Source organism: Halobacterium sp. CBA1126 (assembly GCF_009741975.1).
Taxonomy (GTDB): Archaea; Halobacteriota; Halobacteria; order Halobacteriales; family Halobacteriaceae; genus Halobacterium.
On sequence record NZ_WPCF01000007.1, the window covers coordinates 1 to 15,878 of the forward strand.

Consider the following 15,878-nt stretch of genomic DNA (forward strand, 5'->3'; position numbering starts at 1 on the left):
AGGACGACTTCGAAATCTCGGGCACGGAGGTCGAGGAGCAGTTCCTCGACTACGACCTCAACGAGTGGGACGACTACGCCGTCGAGGAGGCCGTCCAGCTCGCGGAGGGCCGGCGACGACGTGGGAGGGTCGTCGCGGTCTCCATCGGTCCGGAGCGCAGCGAGGAGACGATTCGGATGGCGCTCGCGAAGGGCGCCGACCGCGCGGTCCGCGTCTGGGACGACGCCATCGAGGACGTCGAACTGCTGGACGTGGAGACGAAGGCCGAACTGCTCGCGGCCGTCGTGGAGGCCGAGGACCCCGACCTCGTGCTCTCGGGCGTGCAGGCCAACGACGACAGCTTCGGCGCGACCGGCGTCGCGCTCGCGGAGACGGTCGGCGTCGAGTGGGCGGCGGTCGTGAACGCCCTCGACACCGAGGCGGTGCTCGATGAGGGCGTCGCCTCGGTCCGCCGCGAACTCGAGGGCGGCGTCGAGGAGCTCACGGACGTGGAGCTCCCGGCCGTGCTCACCATCCAGACGGGCATCAACGAGCCGCGGTACGCCAGCCTCCGGGGCATCCGGCAGGCCCAGTCGAAGGAGATCGACGTGCAGAGCCTCGCCGACCTCGGGCTCGGCGCCGAGGACGTCGCGTCGAGCCTCGACGTCACGGCGATGTACGAGCCCGAGACCGAGAGCGACGCCCGGTACCTCGACGGCGACGCCGGCGAGCAGGCCGCGAAGCTCGCTGACGTCCTCCGCGAGAAGGGGGTGGTCGGCGAATGAGCGCCGACGTCCTCGTCGTCGCCGACCACCGGCGCGGGGAGCTCCGGGACGTCAGCCTCGAACTGCTGACCGCGGGCCGCGAGCTCGCGGACGCCGCGGGCGGCGACCTCCACGCGGCCGTGATTTCGGGGAACGTCGAGTCGTTCGCCGACCGGCTGAACCGCGAGGGCGTCGACCGGATTCACACCGTGGACTACGGCGAGGAGTTCAACCACGACGTCTACGTGCAGGCCGTCGAGGCGCTCGCCGGCGACCTCGACCCCGAGTTCCTCGTCGTGCCGAACAGCGTCAACGGGCTCGACTACGCGCCCGCCGTCGCCACGCGGCTCGGCCGCCCGTACGTCTCCGACGCCGTCGACCTCGACTACAGCGAGGGCACGCTCGAGGTCACCCGCGAGATGTACGGCTCGAAGGTCGAGACGACAATCGACGTCGCCGAGGGGCCGTTCGCGGTCTCCATCCGGGGCGGCGAGTGGCCGCCCGCGGACGGCGTCGGCGACGCCGAGGTCTCCGCGTTCGACGTGACCGTCGACGAGGACGCGGTGCGGTCCAACGTGAAGGGCTTCGAGGAGGTCGGCGGCGGCGACGTCGACATCACGGACGCGGACTTCCTCGTCTCCATCGGCCGCGGCATCGAGGAGGAGGAGAACCTCGAACTCGTCGAGGAACTCGCCGAGGTGACCGGCGCCACCCTCTCGTCGTCGCGTCCCATCGTGGACAACGGGTGGCTGCCGAAGAACCGGCAGGTCGGGCAGTCCGGCAAGCAGGTCACCCCGGACGTCTACCTCGCCATCGGCATCTCGGGCGCGGTCCAGCACGTCGCCGGGATGAAGGGCGCGGACACCATCATCGCGGTGAACACAGACCCGAACGCCCCCATCTTCGACATCGCGGACTACGGCGTCGTCGGCGACCTCTTCGACGTCGTGCCCGCGCTCATCGAAGAGTTCGGCGGCGAGCCGCCGAACGTCTGAGCTAATTCTTCTCCGCTAACTGTTCTGCAGTCCGTCTTCGAGCGTATCCAGCACTGCCGGCCACGCGTCTTCGCTGGCGCGGACGGTGCCGCGCGGGGTGCCGCCGACGCGGTCGACGTCCGCGATGCCGCCGAGCGGCGCGTACGGCGTGCCGATGAGGTGACCGCAGTTCTCGTAGCTGCGGTGCTCGTAGCCGTGGGGGAAGTCGTGGGCGTCGAGGCGGTCGACGACGGCGTCGGAGAGCCGGCTGGCGTTCCAGACGCGGTCGTCCCGCCCGGAGAGCAGCAGGACGGGGCCGGCGGCGTTCTCGACGGGCGGGACGGTCCCGGCGAGGTCGCGGTCGTCGAGGTCGGTGGCGGCGGGGCGTCCGTCGGCCTCGATGTGGGGGACGGGGTCGCCGTCGCGCGTCCACGCGGGTTCGCCGCTGGGGGTGTCCCACGGGACGCCGCTGCCGGCGTAGGCGACGACGGCGCCGACCCAGTCGCAGTAGGCGGCGAGCAGGAGCGCGAACTCGGCGCCGCGCGAGGCGCCGACGAGGCCGACCCGACTGCCAGCGACGTCGGACTGGTCGCGCAGCCAGTCGGCGCCGTCGTCGCCGTACGACAGCGGGACGCGCTCGAGTTCGTCCGGGAGCGCGTCGTGGGCCTCGCCGAAGTACGTGAGCGCGAGGGCGGCGTACCCGTGGGTCGCGAGCAGTTTCGCGGTGCCGTCGCCGCGGCGGCCGCCGGCGCCGTGGAGCTCTATCACGCCGGGGTGGGGGCCGTCGCCCGGCGGGAGGTAGAGCGTGCCGACGAGGCCGTCGCGCTCGACGGGCCGTACTTCGACGTCGGCGTCGTGGAGGACGCGCGTGACGGTCCGGGTCGTCTCCGCGTCGTCGGCGGTCGCGCGGAGGGTGACGTCGACGTGCTGGCGTCCGCTGAGCCGCGCGAACGGCGCGTCTGTGTCGCTGCGCATCGACCACAGCCACCCCATCGGTTCGACGCCGTCGTAGCTCCCGGCGTCGGGCGCGTGCTCGGTGCAGTCGACGACGCCGTCGCCGTCGGCGGTGAACGTCGCTTCGGAACTCCACTCGACGCCGTCGACGTCTTCGAGCGACGCCGCGAGCGTCACTGGCTCGCCGGGCTCCGCGCCAGTGACGCGGACGGCGATGGGTTCGTCGCTCGGGCTGGCGTCGCGGGCCTCGATGGCGAGCGACCGGTCGGCAGCGTCGCGCGTAGTCGCCGCTGGCTGTCTGTCGTCTGTCATGGTGTCGTGACGGTCTCGGCTGGCGTGCGATGCGATGGACCAGAGTGTGCGTGGTGCTGTGACGACTCTTCTGGCTATACGGGCGTCCGCAAAAAGAATTATGAAAAATATTGAGTTTCTTCTTCACTTACATATTCGCAGCGCGCCGCAAAAGAACTTTTTCGGGATTCGTTGACAATTCCGTCTGGAGAGGACAGTTCGGCGCTGGCTGCGGCCGGTCGAGCGCCGTCGCCGGCTGGGTTCTGTCGGCCGAGAGCCGACGCGTACGCGGCGCGGACTGCCGAATCCCGTCACGTATTTCCGCGCGAGTCCCCGACTGTCGGGTAATGGAGTACGTGGAGGCGCACCGCGCCGCCATCGAGCAGCGGCTCGCCGAGACCGTCGCGGCCGTCGAGCCCTCGGAGCTCAGCGACGAGCTCGAACACGTCGTGCTGGCGGGCGGCAAGCGCGTGCGGCCGACGCTCACCGTCCTCGTCTGCGAGGCCGCGGGCGGGGACAGCGAGGACGCCATGGACTTCGCGGTCGGCGTCGAACTCGTCCACAACGCCTCCCTCGTCGTCGACGACATCATCGACCAGTCCGCGCTCCGCCGCGGGAAGGCCAGCGCGTGGGCGGAGTTCGACCACGGCCCCGCGCTCGTCGCGTCGAACGGCCTGCTCGGGGAGGCGTTCGCCCTGTTCTCACGGGACCCCCGGGCGATGGAGTGCGTCACGGACGCGCTCGTGGAACTCGGCGAGGGCGAGGCCATCGAACTCGTCGACCGCCCGGAGACCGAGGCCGAGTACATGGAGCTCGCGCGCCGGAAGACGGGCGCGCTGTTCCGCGCGGCGGCCGAGCTCGGTGCGGTCGCCGCGGACGCCGACGGCCGCTCCGTGGAGGCGCTCGGGGAGTACGCCGAGCGCGTCGGCGTCGCGTTCCAGATCCGGGACGACGTCCTCGACGCCACCGCCGCCAGCGAGGACCTCGGGAAGCCGGCGGGCATCGACGAGGAGCTCGACCGGCCGAGCATCGTGCAGGTGACGGACCGCTCGCCCGCGGAACTGAACGCGCTCGCCGAGCGGGAGAGCGAGCGCGCGATGGACGCCCTCGACAGCCTCGACCTCCCCGCCGGGGAGGCTTACGACTACCTCGAGTACCTCGCTGAGTTCGTCGTCTCGCGGGAAGCCTAGGCGGCGTCAGGGCCGCCCTTCCGGTCCGCGCGCCACGACTCGACGACCGCGAACGTCAGCGTCGACAGCACGCTCACCAGCGTCCCCGCCGTCAGCACCGCCGCGAGTTCGGTGAGCGTGACGTACCCGAGGAAGTACGCCGACAGCATGTGGAGGACGGCGGCGATGGAGAGCACGTAGAAGGGGGCGTTGAGGTACCGCCAGCGGAACCGGTCGGCGAGGTACTCGTCGGTCACCTGTCCGAGACTCGTCGTGAGGCCGGCCGCCGCGAACCACCGGACGGCGCCGTACGTGAGCGCCGCGACGACCGTCGATGGCGCCAGCGACCCCGCGGTCGCCTCGCGGACGGCCGAGAGTTCGTTGACGCCCTCGACGCCGCCGATGACGAGCAGCGCGGCCGCGACGACGTACGTGATGAGCGTGACCCGGCCCGTGTACAGCCCCGAGCGCACGCGCTCGACGGCCTCGTCGACGGTGGACTCGAGACCGAGCCCGCGGAACAGCGCGTACAGGCCGACCGCCGCCGAGGAGACGCCGAGCACCGCCCCCGGCAAGCCGAGCACGTCCGCGAGCACCGCCAGCGGGTAGATGAGCAGGAGGATGCCCAGCGGCACCAGTAGCGTCCCGCGGGTCTCGGGGTCGTTCATCACCTGCTTGAGCGTGTAGTACATCGACTCGAGGTCCTGGGCCTGCCGCACGACCACGCGCTTGACGGCGTCGATGGGCACCCGCGAGCGGATGACCGGGACGACGGACTCGTCCTGGGCGCCGTCCGTGACGACCACCGCGCGAACGGGGTCGTCGCTCTGGACGCTCGCCAATACTTCGTCGACTTCGCGGCCGACCTTCCGGTTGGCGGCGACGTCCCCGCGTTCGAGGCCCGTGACGGCGGCGACCTCTACCTCCTCGTCGGTGCTGTACTGGTCGTGGAGGTGGACGCCCTCGAAGAGGACGTTCACGTCGCTGTCCTCGGGGTCGGCTTCCGCCAGCGACACCGCGGCGTGTTCGACCTCGTTGCGCCCGACCACCGGCGTCGGCACGCCGGTCTTCCGGCCGAGGTCGTCGTCGAGGTCCACGCACAGCACGAGCAGCATTCGCCGAACGGTACGGGAGGGCGGTATAACTGCTTTCGGGAGCGCCGGCCGAACCGGACGTCCGTCAACCCGGATTCGCACGCTTTTTCAGCCCTCGGGGAGTAGACGTGTTCCAACGAATGATTTCGAAGGGCTGCGAGCAGTGCGCGAAGGGCGGGAAGATGGTGCTCTTCGTCTACGGGTACTGCGACCAGCGCGACTGCTTCTACTGCCCGCTGGGCGAGAACCGGAAGAACGTCCAGCAGGTGTACGCCAACGAGCGTCCCGTCGAGGACGACGAGGACATCGTCCAGGAGGCGAAGCTGATGGACGCGCTCGGCACCTCGATTACGGGCGGCGAGCCGCAGGAAGTGCTGGACCGCACCTGCCGGTACCTCCGCCTGCTGAAAGACGAGTTCGGCGAGGACCACCACACGCACCTCTACACGGGCATCACGGGCGGCCGCGAGAACGTGCGCCGCCTGAGCGAGGCGGGCCTCGACGAGATCCGGTTCCACCCGCCGTACGAGCAGTGGGGCGACCTCCACGGCACCGAGTGGGAGGAAATCCTCTACACCGCCCGCGAGGAGGGCCTGACGCCCGCGTTCGAGATTCCCGGCATCCGCGCGGAGCCGGAGTTCCTCGAGTTCCTCGACGAGGGCGCCGCGGAGTTCTGCAACGTCAACGAGTTCGAGATGAGCGACGGGAACTACGAGCGCATGCAGGAGGCGGGCTACGAGCTCCAGGAGGACCACATGAGCGCGGTCGATGGCTCGAAGGAGGCCATCCTCGAGGAGATGGCCGACCACGAGAAGGTGTACTTCTGCACGAGCGTCTTCAAGGACGCCGCCCAGCACCGCTCGCGCCTGAAGCGCATGGCGCGGAACGTCCGCCGGGAGTTCGACGACGTCACCGAGGACGGCACGCTCGTCTACGGGAAGACCACTGTCAGCCCGCAGCGCATCCGGGACCTCGGCGTCCCCGAGGAGTTCTACACGGTGAAGTCCGACCACGTCGAGGTGGCGTGGTGGCTGCTCGAGGAGATGGTCGAAGAGGGGGACATCGACAGCGGCGAGATCGTCGAGCAGTACCCGACGTACGACGGGCAGGTAGTCGAGCGGACGCCGCTGGCGTAGCGGGCTTTTTTAGCGTAGATTTTTGCGGCCGAGCGCAGCGAGGCCGGAAAAAGGTACACGTGGCAGGTAGTCGAGCGGACGCCGCTGGCGTAGCTCCACGTCTCTTCTCCGGTACTCTCTGACGTCGAAAAGCGGTCGCAGCGGCCGGCCCGCGCTTCAGGTCGAGATCGGGTCGCGGTGCCAACCGGGGTCGTGGCCCGTGCGCTCGATGAGGTCCGAGCGGCAGGCCGGACAGAAGTCGGGAACGGACGAGTCGCTCCGGGGAACGTACACCGCGCCGCCACACTCCACGCACGCGTCGTCGACGACGGTCGCACAGTCCGCGCAGACGTTGAAGTCGTCGACTGTCAAATCTCGAAGGGGTTCGAGTTGTTTGTCCAGGACGTACTCGTCGATGACCGTCTGACAGTTTTGGCACGGTTTCATGGCGATGCGTCTTGTCCCATGTGACCGAGTGGCAAGTACCTGTCCCTGCCGGCGAAACGGCGGTCCGGTGAACTGCCGCGGAGGAAGCATCCGCGAGCGGGGGTTCTCTGAACCCCCGCGAAGCGGTTCACTTCGCGACCGAGCGTAGCGAGGGAGCGAAGGCCGACGACTGAACGGAGTCGTTCGAGAGAGCGAAGCTCTCTCGTGATGACGAGAGACGCCGCTGGCGTCTCTCGAACCACGAAGCGAAGTGAAGGCGGAGTGCTTTTTCCGCAAGTTTTTGCCGAACGGGGGTCGCCTGCGGCGACCCCCGTGCAGCGCAAAAAGTGCGCCTTAGACGCCCGTGCTGTACCGCAGCAGGCCGGCGATGCCGCCGAAGGCGGTGAGCAGCTGTTCGCCCTTCTCGAAGTCGGTGGAGATGAAGTGGGTGTCCGTGCCGCGCTGTTCGGCGATCTCCATGAGGTGGTCGATGGCGTCGTCGCGCTCGTCGACTTCGGCGTCCTCGCCGCACTCCGAGCAGGTGTGTTCGGGGGTGTCGGCGCGCTGGCTGACGAGTTCGCGTTCCTCGTGGCCGTTCGGGCACTCGTAGGTGACGACGTCCTTCCGGAGGTCCTCGGAGATGAGCAGCGTCTCCACGGAGCCCATGACGAGGTTCTTCCGCGTGGGCTCGAAGCCGTAGGTGGCGAGGTCGCCGCCGTTGAGCTCCTGGAAGAACTCCTCCATGTCGGACTTGTCGTCCATCAGGTCGGCTTCCGCGAGCGTGTCCTGCGCGCGGTCGACGAGCTCCTTCAGGCCGGACTCGTCGGTGTAGGAGACGTCGAACTTCCCGAGGACGTGGTCCTGGAGCTCGTGGTGGAGGTAGTCGCCGTCGAGGAACTCGTCTTTCGTCGGCGACGGGCCGCCGACGAGGATGCCGTCGAGTTCGTGGCGCTTCGGGACGAAGAGGTCGTCGGCCATCCCGGCGACCTCCTGGTAGAAGTTGTCGATGGCTTCCAGCCGGAGGCGGGCGAACCGCTGTGCGGACTGGCCGCCCTTCCGCTGCTTGCCGGGGACGAGGCTGGACGCGGACTTGACGGCCTCGATGCGCTTGCCCTTCAGCCAGCCGACGTTGGCTTCGCGGCGATCGAGGACGATGAGCCCGTAGAGGCCCTTGTCCCCGAGCATCTCCTCGAGGGGTTCGGTGAGGAACTCGTCGTCACAGTGGTAGCGGAACGACTGGATCTCCTGTGGCGGGGACTCCAGGACCTCCGTCACCATCTCCGTGCGGCCGCCGCCGGTGTCGACCGCGCCGGAGAAGACGACGAGGCCGTTCTCGGGCGGGAACGTGTCGTAGTACCGCAGCCGGTCCTTGATTGACTTCAGCGCGTCCTGGACGTTCGTCCGGGTCTGCTTGGACTTGATGTTGGAGGCTTCCGAGTGCTCCTGCGTGACGTGGGCGACGACGTCCGAGATCTGCTTGTCCGGGGGGATGTAGATGGTCACCAGCTGGGTGCCGCTCCCGGTGTAGTCCTTCAGGTCCTCGATGACCTTCTGGAACTCGTACTTCCGGCGGTCCTCGGACGGTGCGCCCTCCTGCTCGCTCATTACCCGGAGATAGCCGGCGTGCGCGTAAGTAACCTTTGACCTCCGGGTTTCGGGGCGCCGGCCAGCGGCGGGGCGTCGGACGCTCGCACGCCGAATCCCGCCCAACGCTTTAAGGCCCGCTCTGCGTACGCGGGAGTATGACTGGACGCGTGTTCGCCGTCGCCTCCGGGAAGGGCGGCGTCGGCAAGACGACGACTGCCGTGAACCTCGCGGCGGTGATGGCGGAGGCGGACCGCTCGGTCGTGCTCGTGGACTACGACCTCGGGATGGCGAACGTCGGCGCCGTCCTCGACGTGGAGCCCGCGGAGGCGACGCTCCACGACGTGCTCGCCGGGGACGCGGACGCGCTGGACGCCGTAGCGGAAGCGCCCGGGGAGTTCGACGCGATGGTCGGCGGCACGGACATCGAGGACTTCGGGCGCGCGGACCCGTCGAAGCTCCGCGAAGTCGCCGAGGACCTCCGCGAGGAGTACGACGTCACCATCGTGGACACGGGCGGCGGCCTCAGCCACGACACGACCGTCCCGCTCGGCCTCGCCGACGACGTACTGTTGGTGTCGACGCCGCAGGTCGCGGCGCTGGAGAACACCGCGAAGACCCTGGACCTCGTCGAGCGCGTCGGCGGCGACGTCGAGGGCCTGATTCTGACCCGGGTCGGCGGGGCGGCCGTCGACGTCGACGAGGCCGTCGAGCGCGTCGACGCGCCGCTGCTCGGGACGATTCCCGAGGACGGCGCGGTCGCCGACAGCGAGGCGGCGGGCGAGCCGCTGGTCGTCTACGCGCCCGAGAACCCGGCCGCGCAGTCGTACCGGGAACTCGGCTACGAGCTCCTCGGCGAGTCGCCGCCGGTGTCGTTCCGGGACGGCGACGAGGACGGCGAGGTGTCCGCGGGCGCGGCGTTCGCGGAGGTCGCCGACGAGCAGGCGGAGGCGGACAACGAGTCGCTGCTGTCGCGGCTGACGGGCGGCCGGCTCGGCTGAACGGGAACAATTAAGCGAGTACGGCCGCGGAGTGTCGACCATGGCAAACGAGAACTCCGTCTCGACCGGCTGGCTGGTCGTCTACGTCGTGGTCGCGTTGCTCGTCGTCTACGGGTCGCTGGTGTTCGTCGGCGCGCTGTAACTGTTCTACATCGACTCCGGGGCTTCGATGCCGAGGACGTCCAGCGCGTTCGCCAGCGTGCGCCGCGCCGCGGTCACGAGCGCGAGGCGCGCGGCCGCCACGTCGTCGTCGACGTCCTCGCCGAGGACGTGCCGCGAGCGGTAGAACGCGTTGAACACGTCCACGAACTCGCGCGCGAACGTCGCGACCTGGTGTGGTTCGCGTTCGGCGGCGGCTTCCTCGACGACGCCCGGGAACCGCGCGATGGCCTTCAGGAGGTCGCGCTCCTCGGGCGTGTCGAGGAGGCCGGCGTCTAGTTCGGGCTTGAGGCCGTCGGCTTCCGCCGCGATGCCGCAGGCGCGGGCGTGGGCGTACTGGACGTAGGGCGCGCTCTGCCCCTCGAAGTCGAGGGCGTCCTCCCAGTCGAACGTGATGGCCTTCGTGGGCTGCTTGGAGACGATGTCGTAGCGCACCGCGCCGATGCCGACCTGCCGGGCGATGCGTTCGACGTCCTCGTCGGTGAGGTCGTCGCCGCGGATGCGGTCGTCCAGCCGGGAGCGGACGGCCTCCTCGGCGCGCGCGACGGCCTCGTCGAGCAGGTCGTCCATGTCGACGCCCGTCCCCTGCCGGGTGCTCATCGACTCGCCGCCCGGGAGGTTCACCCACGCGTAGAACACCTCTTCGAGGCGGTCCGTGTCGTTCCCGAGGATGTCGAGGGCGGCGTTGAGCTTGTTCGCGTGCAGCTCCTGGTCCTCGCCGAGCACCGTGATGGCGTAGTCGAACGCCTCGAACTTCCACTCGTGGTGGGCGAGGTCCCGCGTCGTGTACAGCGTGGTGTCGTCCGAGCGCAGGAAGACGAACGACTGCTCGATGTCCCACGCTTCGAGGTCGAGCTGCCACGCGCCCTCCTCGCGGAAGGCGTGCTCGGAGTCCCGGAGGTCGTCGACGACGTCGTGCGTGGAGCCGTCACGGAGGAACCGCGTCTCCTTGACGAACTCGTCGAACTCCGCGGGGAGGCGCCCGAGGGTCTCCCGCATCCCGCCGAGCACCTGGTCGACGACGGTCTCGACGCGCTCGTAGGTCTCCTCGTCGCCGGCGTCCAGCCCCTCGATGATGGCCGCAATCTCTTCTTCGGCCTCCTCGACGGCCTCGGGGTCGCCCTCCTCGAGGAACTCGTTGCCCTTCCGGTAGTAGCGCACGAGCTCGTAGTCGGGCTTCTCGCGCTCGGGCTCGGGGAGGTCGCGCTCGTCGAAGGTCTCGTACGCCCACGTGAACACGGCCATCTGGCGGCCGGCGTCGTTGACGTAGTACTCGCGGGTGACGTCGTGGCCGGCGTAGTCGAGGACGCGAGCGAGCGCGTCGCCGAGAATCGGGTTGCGGGCGCGGCCGACGTGGACGGGCCCCGTGGGGTTCGCGCTCGTGTGCTCGACGACGACCGACTGGCCGGTGTCCGGGAGCCGGCCCCACTCCTCGGACTGGGCGTCGGCGAGCGCGCCGTCGAAGTACGCCTCGCTGGGCGAGAAGTTCACGTACGGGCCCTGCGTGGACGCCTCGGCGACGTACTCGGCGTCCGAGAGGTCGACGCGTCGGCGATTTCGGCGGCGACCTCCGGCGGCGGCGCCTGCGCCTCGCCGGCGAGTCGGAACGCCACGCTGGACGCGAGCACGGCGGGCACGTCCGCGGGCGGTTCCTCGATGCCGAGGTCCTCGGTCGGGTAGCCGAGGTCGCCGAGGGCGGCGTCGAGGGCCGCCTCGACTTCGCGGCGGAAAGCGATGAACATGCTCGCCCGTTCGACGCGACGGCTAAAGGGATTTCCGAAGCGGCCGGGCGCGCTCGCTTCCGGGGGATGGGGCCGAGCGCCACGCTTTTCCACGCGCTCGGCGAACGCAGTGGTATGCCGAAGCAGGTGGACGACCCGGACTACCACCACGACAACCATACCGCCGCCCAGACCTGCGGGTGGACGGCGAACTCCCTGCGCGGCGAGGGCACCTGTTACAAGCACGCGTTCTACGGCATCCGCTCGCACCGCTGCATCCAGATGACGCCCGTGGTGCGGTGCAACGAGCGCTGCGTGTTCTGCTGGCGCGACCACGCCGGCCACACGTACGAGCTCGACGGCGTGGAGTGGGACGACCCGGAGGCGGTCGTGGACGCCTCCATCGAGCTCCAGAAGAAGCTCCTCTCGGGGTTCGGCGGCAACGACGACGTTCCGAGAGAACGCTTCGAGGAGGCGATGAACCCCCGCCACGTCGCCATCTCGCTGGACGGCGAGCCCACGCTGTACCCGTACCTCCCGGAGCTGCTGGAGGAGTTCCACGACCGCGGGCTGACGACGTTCCTCGTGTCGAACGGCACCCGGCCCGAGGTCCTCGAAGAGTGCGACCCGACGCAGCTGTACGTCTCCGTGGACGCCCCCGAGCGCGCGACGTTCGACGACGTCGTGGGCGCGACCGAGGACGACGCGTGGGAGAAGCTCGTGGACACGATGGACGTCCTCCGGGAAAAGAAGGCGACGCGGACGGTGCTGCGGACGACGCTCGTCGGCGGCGAGAACATGCAGAATCCGGACTGGTACGCTGGGTTCTACGACCGCGCGGACCCGGACTTCGTGGAGCTGAAGGCGTACATGCACGTCGGCGACTCCCGGGACCGCCTCGACCGCGAGGCGATGCCGAGCCACGAGGACGTCGTCGAGTTCGCGGAGGCGGTGCAGGAGCACATGCCCGAGCACACCGTGTTGCGCGACCAGGAGGTCTCGCGGGTGGCGCTGCTCGCCCGCGAGGAAGACACGTGGGTGCCGAAGCTCGAGGCGGACTCGGAGTTCTGGGCGGGCTCGACCGCCGACTGACGCCCTCACTTTCGAGACGCGTTCCACTTCCGGTATCCTTATGCGGCGCGCGCCCGAATCTGTGGCCATGTCGCAAGCCACGGGCACGCGCGAGGTCGGGTACGACGAGCTCGCCGTGCTGAAGCTCCTCGCGCTCGACGGCGCGCGCCGCGGCGAGGTGAAGGTCTCCTGCGGGGACCTCGCGGGCCGCCTCGACGCCTCCAACCAGACCGCCTCCCGCCGCCTCCAGGCGCTCGAGGACGCGGGCCTCGTCGAACGCGACCTCGTCAACGACGGCCAGTGGGTCGCCATCACGGACGCCGGCGAGCGCACCCTCGAACGCGAGTACGAGGACTACCGCCGCATCTTCGAGGACGCCGACGAGCTCGCCCTCGAGGGGTCGGTCACCAGCGGGATGGGCGAGGGACGCCACTATATCAGCCTCCCCGGCTACATGCGCCAGTTCGAGGAGAAGCTCGGCTACGAGCCGTACCTCGGCACCCTCAACGTCGAGCTCACCGCCGAGAGCCAGCGCGCGCGCTCCGCGCTGGAGGCGATGGACGGCGTCCGCATCGAGGGCTGGGAGGACGAGGAGCGCACCTACGGCCCGGCGACGTGCTACCACGCCACCGTCGAGAACGCGGACGGCGACGCGTTCTCGCCGGCGCACGTCATCGTCCCGGACCGCACCCACCACGACGAGACGCAGGTCGAGCTCATCGCGCCGGAGAAGCTCCGCGAGGAACTCGGCCTGCTCGACGGCGACGAGGTGACTGTCCGTGTCGAAGAGCAGTAACGCCACACGCGTCGAGGCGGCGGTCGCGGCGTTCCGCGCCGGCGACCCCGTGCTCGTCCACGACGCCGCCGACCGCGAGGGCGAGGTCGACCTCGTCTACCCCGCGGAAGCGGTCACGCCCGACGACGTCGCGCGCCTCCGCAACGACGCCGGCGGCCTCATCTGCGTCGCGGTCGGCGAGGCCGCCGCGGACGCCTTCGACCTCCCGTTCCTCGCGGACGTCATCGACCACCCCGCGGCGGACCACGGCCACCTCGGCTACGACGACCGCTCGTCGTTCTCGCTGCCCGTGAACCACCGCGACACGTTCACCGGCATCACGGACGACGACCGCGCGCTCACCATCACCGAGCTCGCGGCCGCGACCGCCGACCCCGCGAGCGTCGACTTCGCCGCGGAGTTCCGCGCGCCCGGCCACGTCCACGTGCTCCGCGCCGCGCCCTCGCTGGACGACCGGCAGGGCCACACGGAACTCGCGGTCGCGCTCGCCGAAGAGGCCGGCGTCGCGCCCGCCGCGGTCGTCTGCGAGATGCTCGACGCCGACACCGGCGGCGCGCTCTCGGTCGCGGACGCGAAGGCGTACGCCGACCGCGAGGGCTTCGTCTACGTCGAAGGCAGCGACCTGCTGGCGGCGTTCGCCGAGTAAGCAGCCCGAGCGACTCCTTCACCCGTCGCAGGGACTCTCCTGTCTGAGTAGCCGGCGGCCCGCTTCTCGGAGTCGCTGGCGCGCTTGCCGGCCGACGCTGGCGAACCCGAGCGTAGCCGCGCACAGAACCGATGCGACTCGGAGGCCGGTCGCCGTCCACGGGTTCGGTGTCGGTCCGGCTATCGCGATCACCAACAGCAGGTGGGCGGCGAGGTGCGTGAGGAAGTACACTGCGCTCTCGCGGACCGACGGCCGAAACCCCGCGGTCCAGAGCGCCGCCGCGGCGACGACGGAGAACGCGAACGCCGCCGTCGGGCTGGAGACGGGGAGCCGGACCGCGAGTGCGTCGTGGACGCCGAGCCAGAGCCCCGCCAGCGAGGCCCCGACGAGAAACCAGAACGCGACGAGCCGTCCCAGCGACGCGGACTGGCTGGGCGCGGCCGACTCGGAGTCGCGCAATCCACTCGAGGGGCGCATCGTTGCGTAGCCACTGCGTCCAAGCGTATGAACCCACGTGCAGTTCGCAGGGCGCGAAACTGGCCCGTAGAACGGCGACATCGCGTTCCGGGGCCGCTTCTCGGGCTAGTCGTCGGCTGGCGCCGGGGCGTCGGCCGGCTCGCTCTTCTGGGTGTAGCCGTGGCCGGTCAGCGCCATCGCGAACAGCACGAGCGGCGAGAGGATGCCGAAGAAGTAGAACGGCACCCACCACCACGAGATGGCGCCCGGCGCGCTGTAGAGCGCGCTCGTCATGAAGACGGCGCCGGCGTGCCACGGGAAGAACGGCCCGGTCGGCGTTCCGGCGGCTTCGACGGCCCGGGAGAGGTCCGTCTCGGGGAGGTCGTACTCCTCGTAGAGGTTCCGGAGGCTGAGCCCCGGGACGACGATGGACATGTACTGCTGGGCGGAGAACGCGTTCGTCACTATCGCGGAGATGCCGGTGCCGGCGACGAGGCTGCCGGGCGACCAGACGGCCTGCGTGAGGTGGTGGGCGAGCGTCGCGAGCACGCCCGTGCCCTCGAGCAGGCCGCCGAGCGCGAGCGCGGCGACCACCACGGCGATGGTCCACGCCGAGCCCGCGATGCCGCCGGCGGTCAGGAGGCCGTTGACGAGTTCGCTCCCGGTGGCGGGGTCGGTGCCGTTGAGGAAGATGGTCCACGCCGCGGTGAAGCTCACGCCCTGCACGACGACGGTGGTGAGCGCGCCCGCGAAGATGCCCGCGATCAGCGAGGGCAGCGGCGGGTAGCCGCGAATCGCGAGGCCGAACGTCACGACGAGCGGCAGGAACACGAGCGGGCCGAGCGCGTACGAGTCCGCGAGCGGGCCGCTGATGGCGGCGATGTCGGGGCTCCCGCCTTCGAGGAAGTACACGCCGAGGACGGCGTACGCGACGACGGAGAGGCCGAACGCGATCGCGGTGCCGGTCCGCATCGCCTTGATGTGGTCGTAGAGGTTGGCGTTGGTGACGGCGGCCGCGAGGTTCGTGGTGTCCGAGAGGGGGCTCTGCTTGTCGCCGGCGTACGCGCCGGAGACGATGGCGCCCGCGGTCATCGCCAGCGGGACGCCGAGCCCTTCGCCGATGCCGACGAACGCGACGCCGAGCGTCCCGACGGTGGTCCACGAGGAGCCGATGGCGAACGCGACGATGGCGGCGAGTACGGCCGTCACGGGCAGGAAGACCACGGGCGTGAGCGTGCCGAGTCCGTAGTACATCAGGCCGGGGATGGTGCCGGCGCTGATCCACGTGGCGATGAGCCCGTAGATGACGAACAGGATGAGAATCGCCTGCAGGCCCATGCGGAGGCCGGAGGCGGCGGCGTCGTAGACGCCGTCCCAGTCGTAGCCGAACCGGTAGCGCGCGAACAGTCCGGTGAAGGCGATGCTCCAGAGCAGGGGTGCGTGCGGCGCGAGGCCGAGGTAGCCGGAGCCGACGCCGAGCGCGACGACGACGGCGAGAATCGGCACGAGCGCCTCGCCGAGGCTCGGGCGGCGAGCCTCGTCGATGTCCTCGTACGCGAGGGGTGCGTGGTCGCTCATCGCCAGCTTGTAATTCTCTTCGGTAATTAAGCGTCTCGGTTGGATTATCCTCGGACATTCGCGCCGGTTTTCGAATTCGCCGGCAACGACTGCCGGTCGC

Annotated in this window: 14 protein-coding genes and 1 pseudogene; 8 read left to right on the forward strand and 7 right to left on the reverse strand. The window is 70.0% G+C overall.

Features of this window, described 5'->3' with window-relative positions:
• Both GJ634_RS01700 and GJ634_RS01705 read left to right on the forward strand, forming a co-directional pair.
• A partial coding sequence (locus GJ634_RS01700) for an electron transfer flavoprotein subunit beta/FixA family protein (protein ID WP_157500208.1) occupies window positions 1-764 on the forward strand: 764 nt, incomplete at its 5' end.
• Window positions 761-1,738: an electron transfer flavoprotein subunit alpha/FixB family protein gene (locus GJ634_RS01705; RefSeq protein WP_157500209.1), complete on the forward strand. Its 978-nt coding sequence runs from the start codon at window positions 761-763 to the stop codon at window positions 1,736-1,738. The genes GJ634_RS01700 and GJ634_RS01705, both read left to right, overlap by 4 nt.
• 15 nt (window positions 1,739-1,753) lie before the next feature.
• Here GJ634_RS01705 and GJ634_RS01710 read toward each other — a convergent pair whose 3' ends face one another.
• Window positions 1,754-2,983, reverse strand: a complete 1,230-nt coding sequence (locus GJ634_RS01710) for an acyl-CoA thioesterase/BAAT N-terminal domain-containing protein (protein ID WP_157500210.1) — start codon at window positions 2,981-2,983, stop codon at window positions 1,754-1,756.
• Window positions 2,984-3,309: 326 nt separating this feature from the next.
• Between GJ634_RS01710 and GJ634_RS01715 the strand changes: the two genes are divergently transcribed.
• A complete protein-coding gene (locus GJ634_RS01715) occupies window positions 3,310-4,152 on the forward strand; it encodes a polyprenyl synthetase family protein (RefSeq protein ID WP_157500211.1) in 843 nt (280 codons plus the stop codon).
• On the opposite strand, the gene GJ634_RS01720 is transcribed toward GJ634_RS01715, so the two are convergent.
• The gene (locus GJ634_RS01720; RefSeq protein WP_157500212.1) at window positions 4,149-5,246 is read right to left on the reverse strand and encodes a DUF373 family protein; all 1,098 of its coding nucleotides are present in this window, start codon (window positions 5,244-5,246) and stop codon (window positions 4,149-4,151) included. The two genes, GJ634_RS01715 and GJ634_RS01720, sit on opposite strands and share 4 nt — an antisense overlap.
• A 119-nt stretch (window positions 5,247-5,365) precedes the next feature.
• On the opposite strand from GJ634_RS01720, the gene GJ634_RS01725 reads away from it, so the two are divergent.
• A complete protein-coding gene (locus GJ634_RS01725; RefSeq protein WP_157500213.1) occupies window positions 5,366-6,361 on the forward strand; it encodes a radical SAM protein in 996 nt (331 codons plus the stop codon).
• A 156-nt stretch (window positions 6,362-6,517) separates the two neighbouring features.
• On the opposite strand, the gene GJ634_RS01730 is transcribed toward GJ634_RS01725, so the two are convergent.
• Window positions 6,518-6,787, reverse strand: a complete 270-nt coding sequence (locus GJ634_RS01730) for a hypothetical protein (protein ID WP_157500214.1) — start codon at window positions 6,785-6,787, stop codon at window positions 6,518-6,520.
• A gap of 333 nt (window positions 6,788-7,120) precedes the next feature.
• Window positions 7,121-8,371 carry a peptide chain release factor aRF-1 gene (gene prf1, locus GJ634_RS01735; RefSeq protein ID WP_157500215.1) on the reverse strand — a complete coding sequence of 417 codons (1,251 nt, stop codon included), beginning with the start codon at window positions 8,369-8,371 and terminating at the stop codon, window positions 7,121-7,123.
• Window positions 8,372-8,508: 137 nt separating this feature from the next.
• Between prf1 and GJ634_RS01740 the strand changes: the two genes are divergently transcribed.
• Window positions 8,509-9,351: a MinD/ParA family protein gene (locus GJ634_RS01740; protein ID WP_157500216.1), complete on the forward strand. Its 843-nt coding sequence runs from the start codon at window positions 8,509-8,511 to the stop codon at window positions 9,349-9,351.
• Window positions 9,352-9,498: 147 nt separating this feature from the next.
• Here GJ634_RS01740 and argS read toward each other — a convergent pair.
• Window positions 9,499-11,252, reverse strand: a pseudogene (gene argS / locus GJ634_RS01745) (arginine--tRNA ligase).
• Between the two features lie 66 nt (window positions 11,253-11,318).
• On the opposite strand from argS, the gene twy1 reads away from it, so the two are divergent.
• From twy1 to ribB, 3 genes are all read left to right on the forward strand, one after another.
• Window positions 11,319-12,323, forward strand: coding sequence for a 4-demethylwyosine synthase TYW1 (gene twy1 / locus GJ634_RS01750; protein WP_394350862.1), 1,005 nt, complete (start codon window positions 11,319-11,321; stop codon window positions 12,321-12,323).
• Window positions 12,324-12,390: 67 nt separating this feature from the next.
• Window positions 12,391-13,098 (forward strand): DUF120 domain-containing protein, encoded by a 708-nt coding sequence (locus GJ634_RS01755; protein WP_157500218.1) that lies wholly within the window; start codon window positions 12,391-12,393, stop codon window positions 13,096-13,098.
• Window positions 13,082-13,744 (forward strand): 3,4-dihydroxy-2-butanone-4-phosphate synthase, encoded by a 663-nt coding sequence (gene ribB, locus GJ634_RS01760; RefSeq protein ID WP_394350863.1) that lies wholly within the window; start codon window positions 13,082-13,084, stop codon window positions 13,742-13,744. Before GJ634_RS01755 ends, ribB begins: the two co-directional genes overlap by 17 nt.
• 18 nt (window positions 13,745-13,762) lie before the next feature.
• On the opposite strand, the gene GJ634_RS01765 is transcribed toward ribB, so the two are convergent.
• Together GJ634_RS01765 and GJ634_RS01770 are read right to left on the reverse strand one after the other, a co-directional pair.
• Window positions 13,763-14,203, reverse strand: a complete 441-nt coding sequence (locus GJ634_RS01765; protein ID WP_157500220.1) for a hypothetical protein — start codon at window positions 14,201-14,203, stop codon at window positions 13,763-13,765.
• Between the two features lie 123 nt (window positions 14,204-14,326).
• Complete coding sequence (locus GJ634_RS01770) at window positions 14,327-15,778, reverse strand: Na+/H+ antiporter NhaC family protein (RefSeq protein ID WP_157500221.1); 1,452 nt, start codon at window positions 15,776-15,778, stop codon at window positions 14,327-14,329.
• Window positions 15,779-15,878: the final 100 nt, after the last annotated feature.

Excerpts from the sequence above, each read along its gene's own strand:
- GJ634_RS01725 (WP_157500213.1), top strand. The coding sequence starts at position 5,366 with ATGATTTCGAAGGGCTGCGAGCAGTGCGCGAAGGGCGGGAAGATGGTG.
- GJ634_RS01710 (WP_157500210.1), bottom strand. The coding sequence starts at position 2,983 with ATGACAGACGACAGACAGCCAGCGGCGACTACGCGCGACGCTGCCGAC.
- twy1 (WP_394350862.1), top strand. The coding sequence starts at position 11,319 with ATGGGGCCGAGCGCCACGCTTTTCCACGCGCTCGGCGAACGCAGTGGT.
- GJ634_RS01740 (WP_157500216.1), top strand. The coding sequence starts at position 8,509 with ATGACTGGACGCGTGTTCGCCGTCGCCTCCGGGAAGGGCGGCGTCGGC.
- GJ634_RS01705 (WP_157500209.1), top strand. The coding sequence starts at position 761 with ATGAGCGCCGACGTCCTCGTCGTCGCCGACCACCGGCGCGGGGAGCTC.
- GJ634_RS01755 (WP_157500218.1), top strand. The coding sequence starts at position 12,391 with ATGTCGCAAGCCACGGGCACGCGCGAGGTCGGGTACGACGAGCTCGCC.
- GJ634_RS01730 (WP_157500214.1), bottom strand. The coding sequence starts at position 6,787 with ATGAAACCGTGCCAAAACTGTCAGACGGTCATCGACGAGTACGTCCTG.
- prf1 (WP_157500215.1), bottom strand. The coding sequence starts at position 8,371 with ATGAGCGAGCAGGAGGGCGCACCGTCCGAGGACCGCCGGAAGTACGAG.
- GJ634_RS01720 (WP_157500212.1), bottom strand. The coding sequence starts at position 5,246 with ATGCTGCTCGTGCTGTGCGTGGACCTCGACGACGACCTCGGCCGGAAG.
- GJ634_RS01715 (WP_157500211.1), top strand. The coding sequence starts at position 3,310 with ATGGAGTACGTGGAGGCGCACCGCGCCGCCATCGAGCAGCGGCTCGCC.
- GJ634_RS01770 (WP_157500221.1), bottom strand. The coding sequence starts at position 15,778 with ATGAGCGACCACGCACCCCTCGCGTACGAGGACATCGACGAGGCTCGC.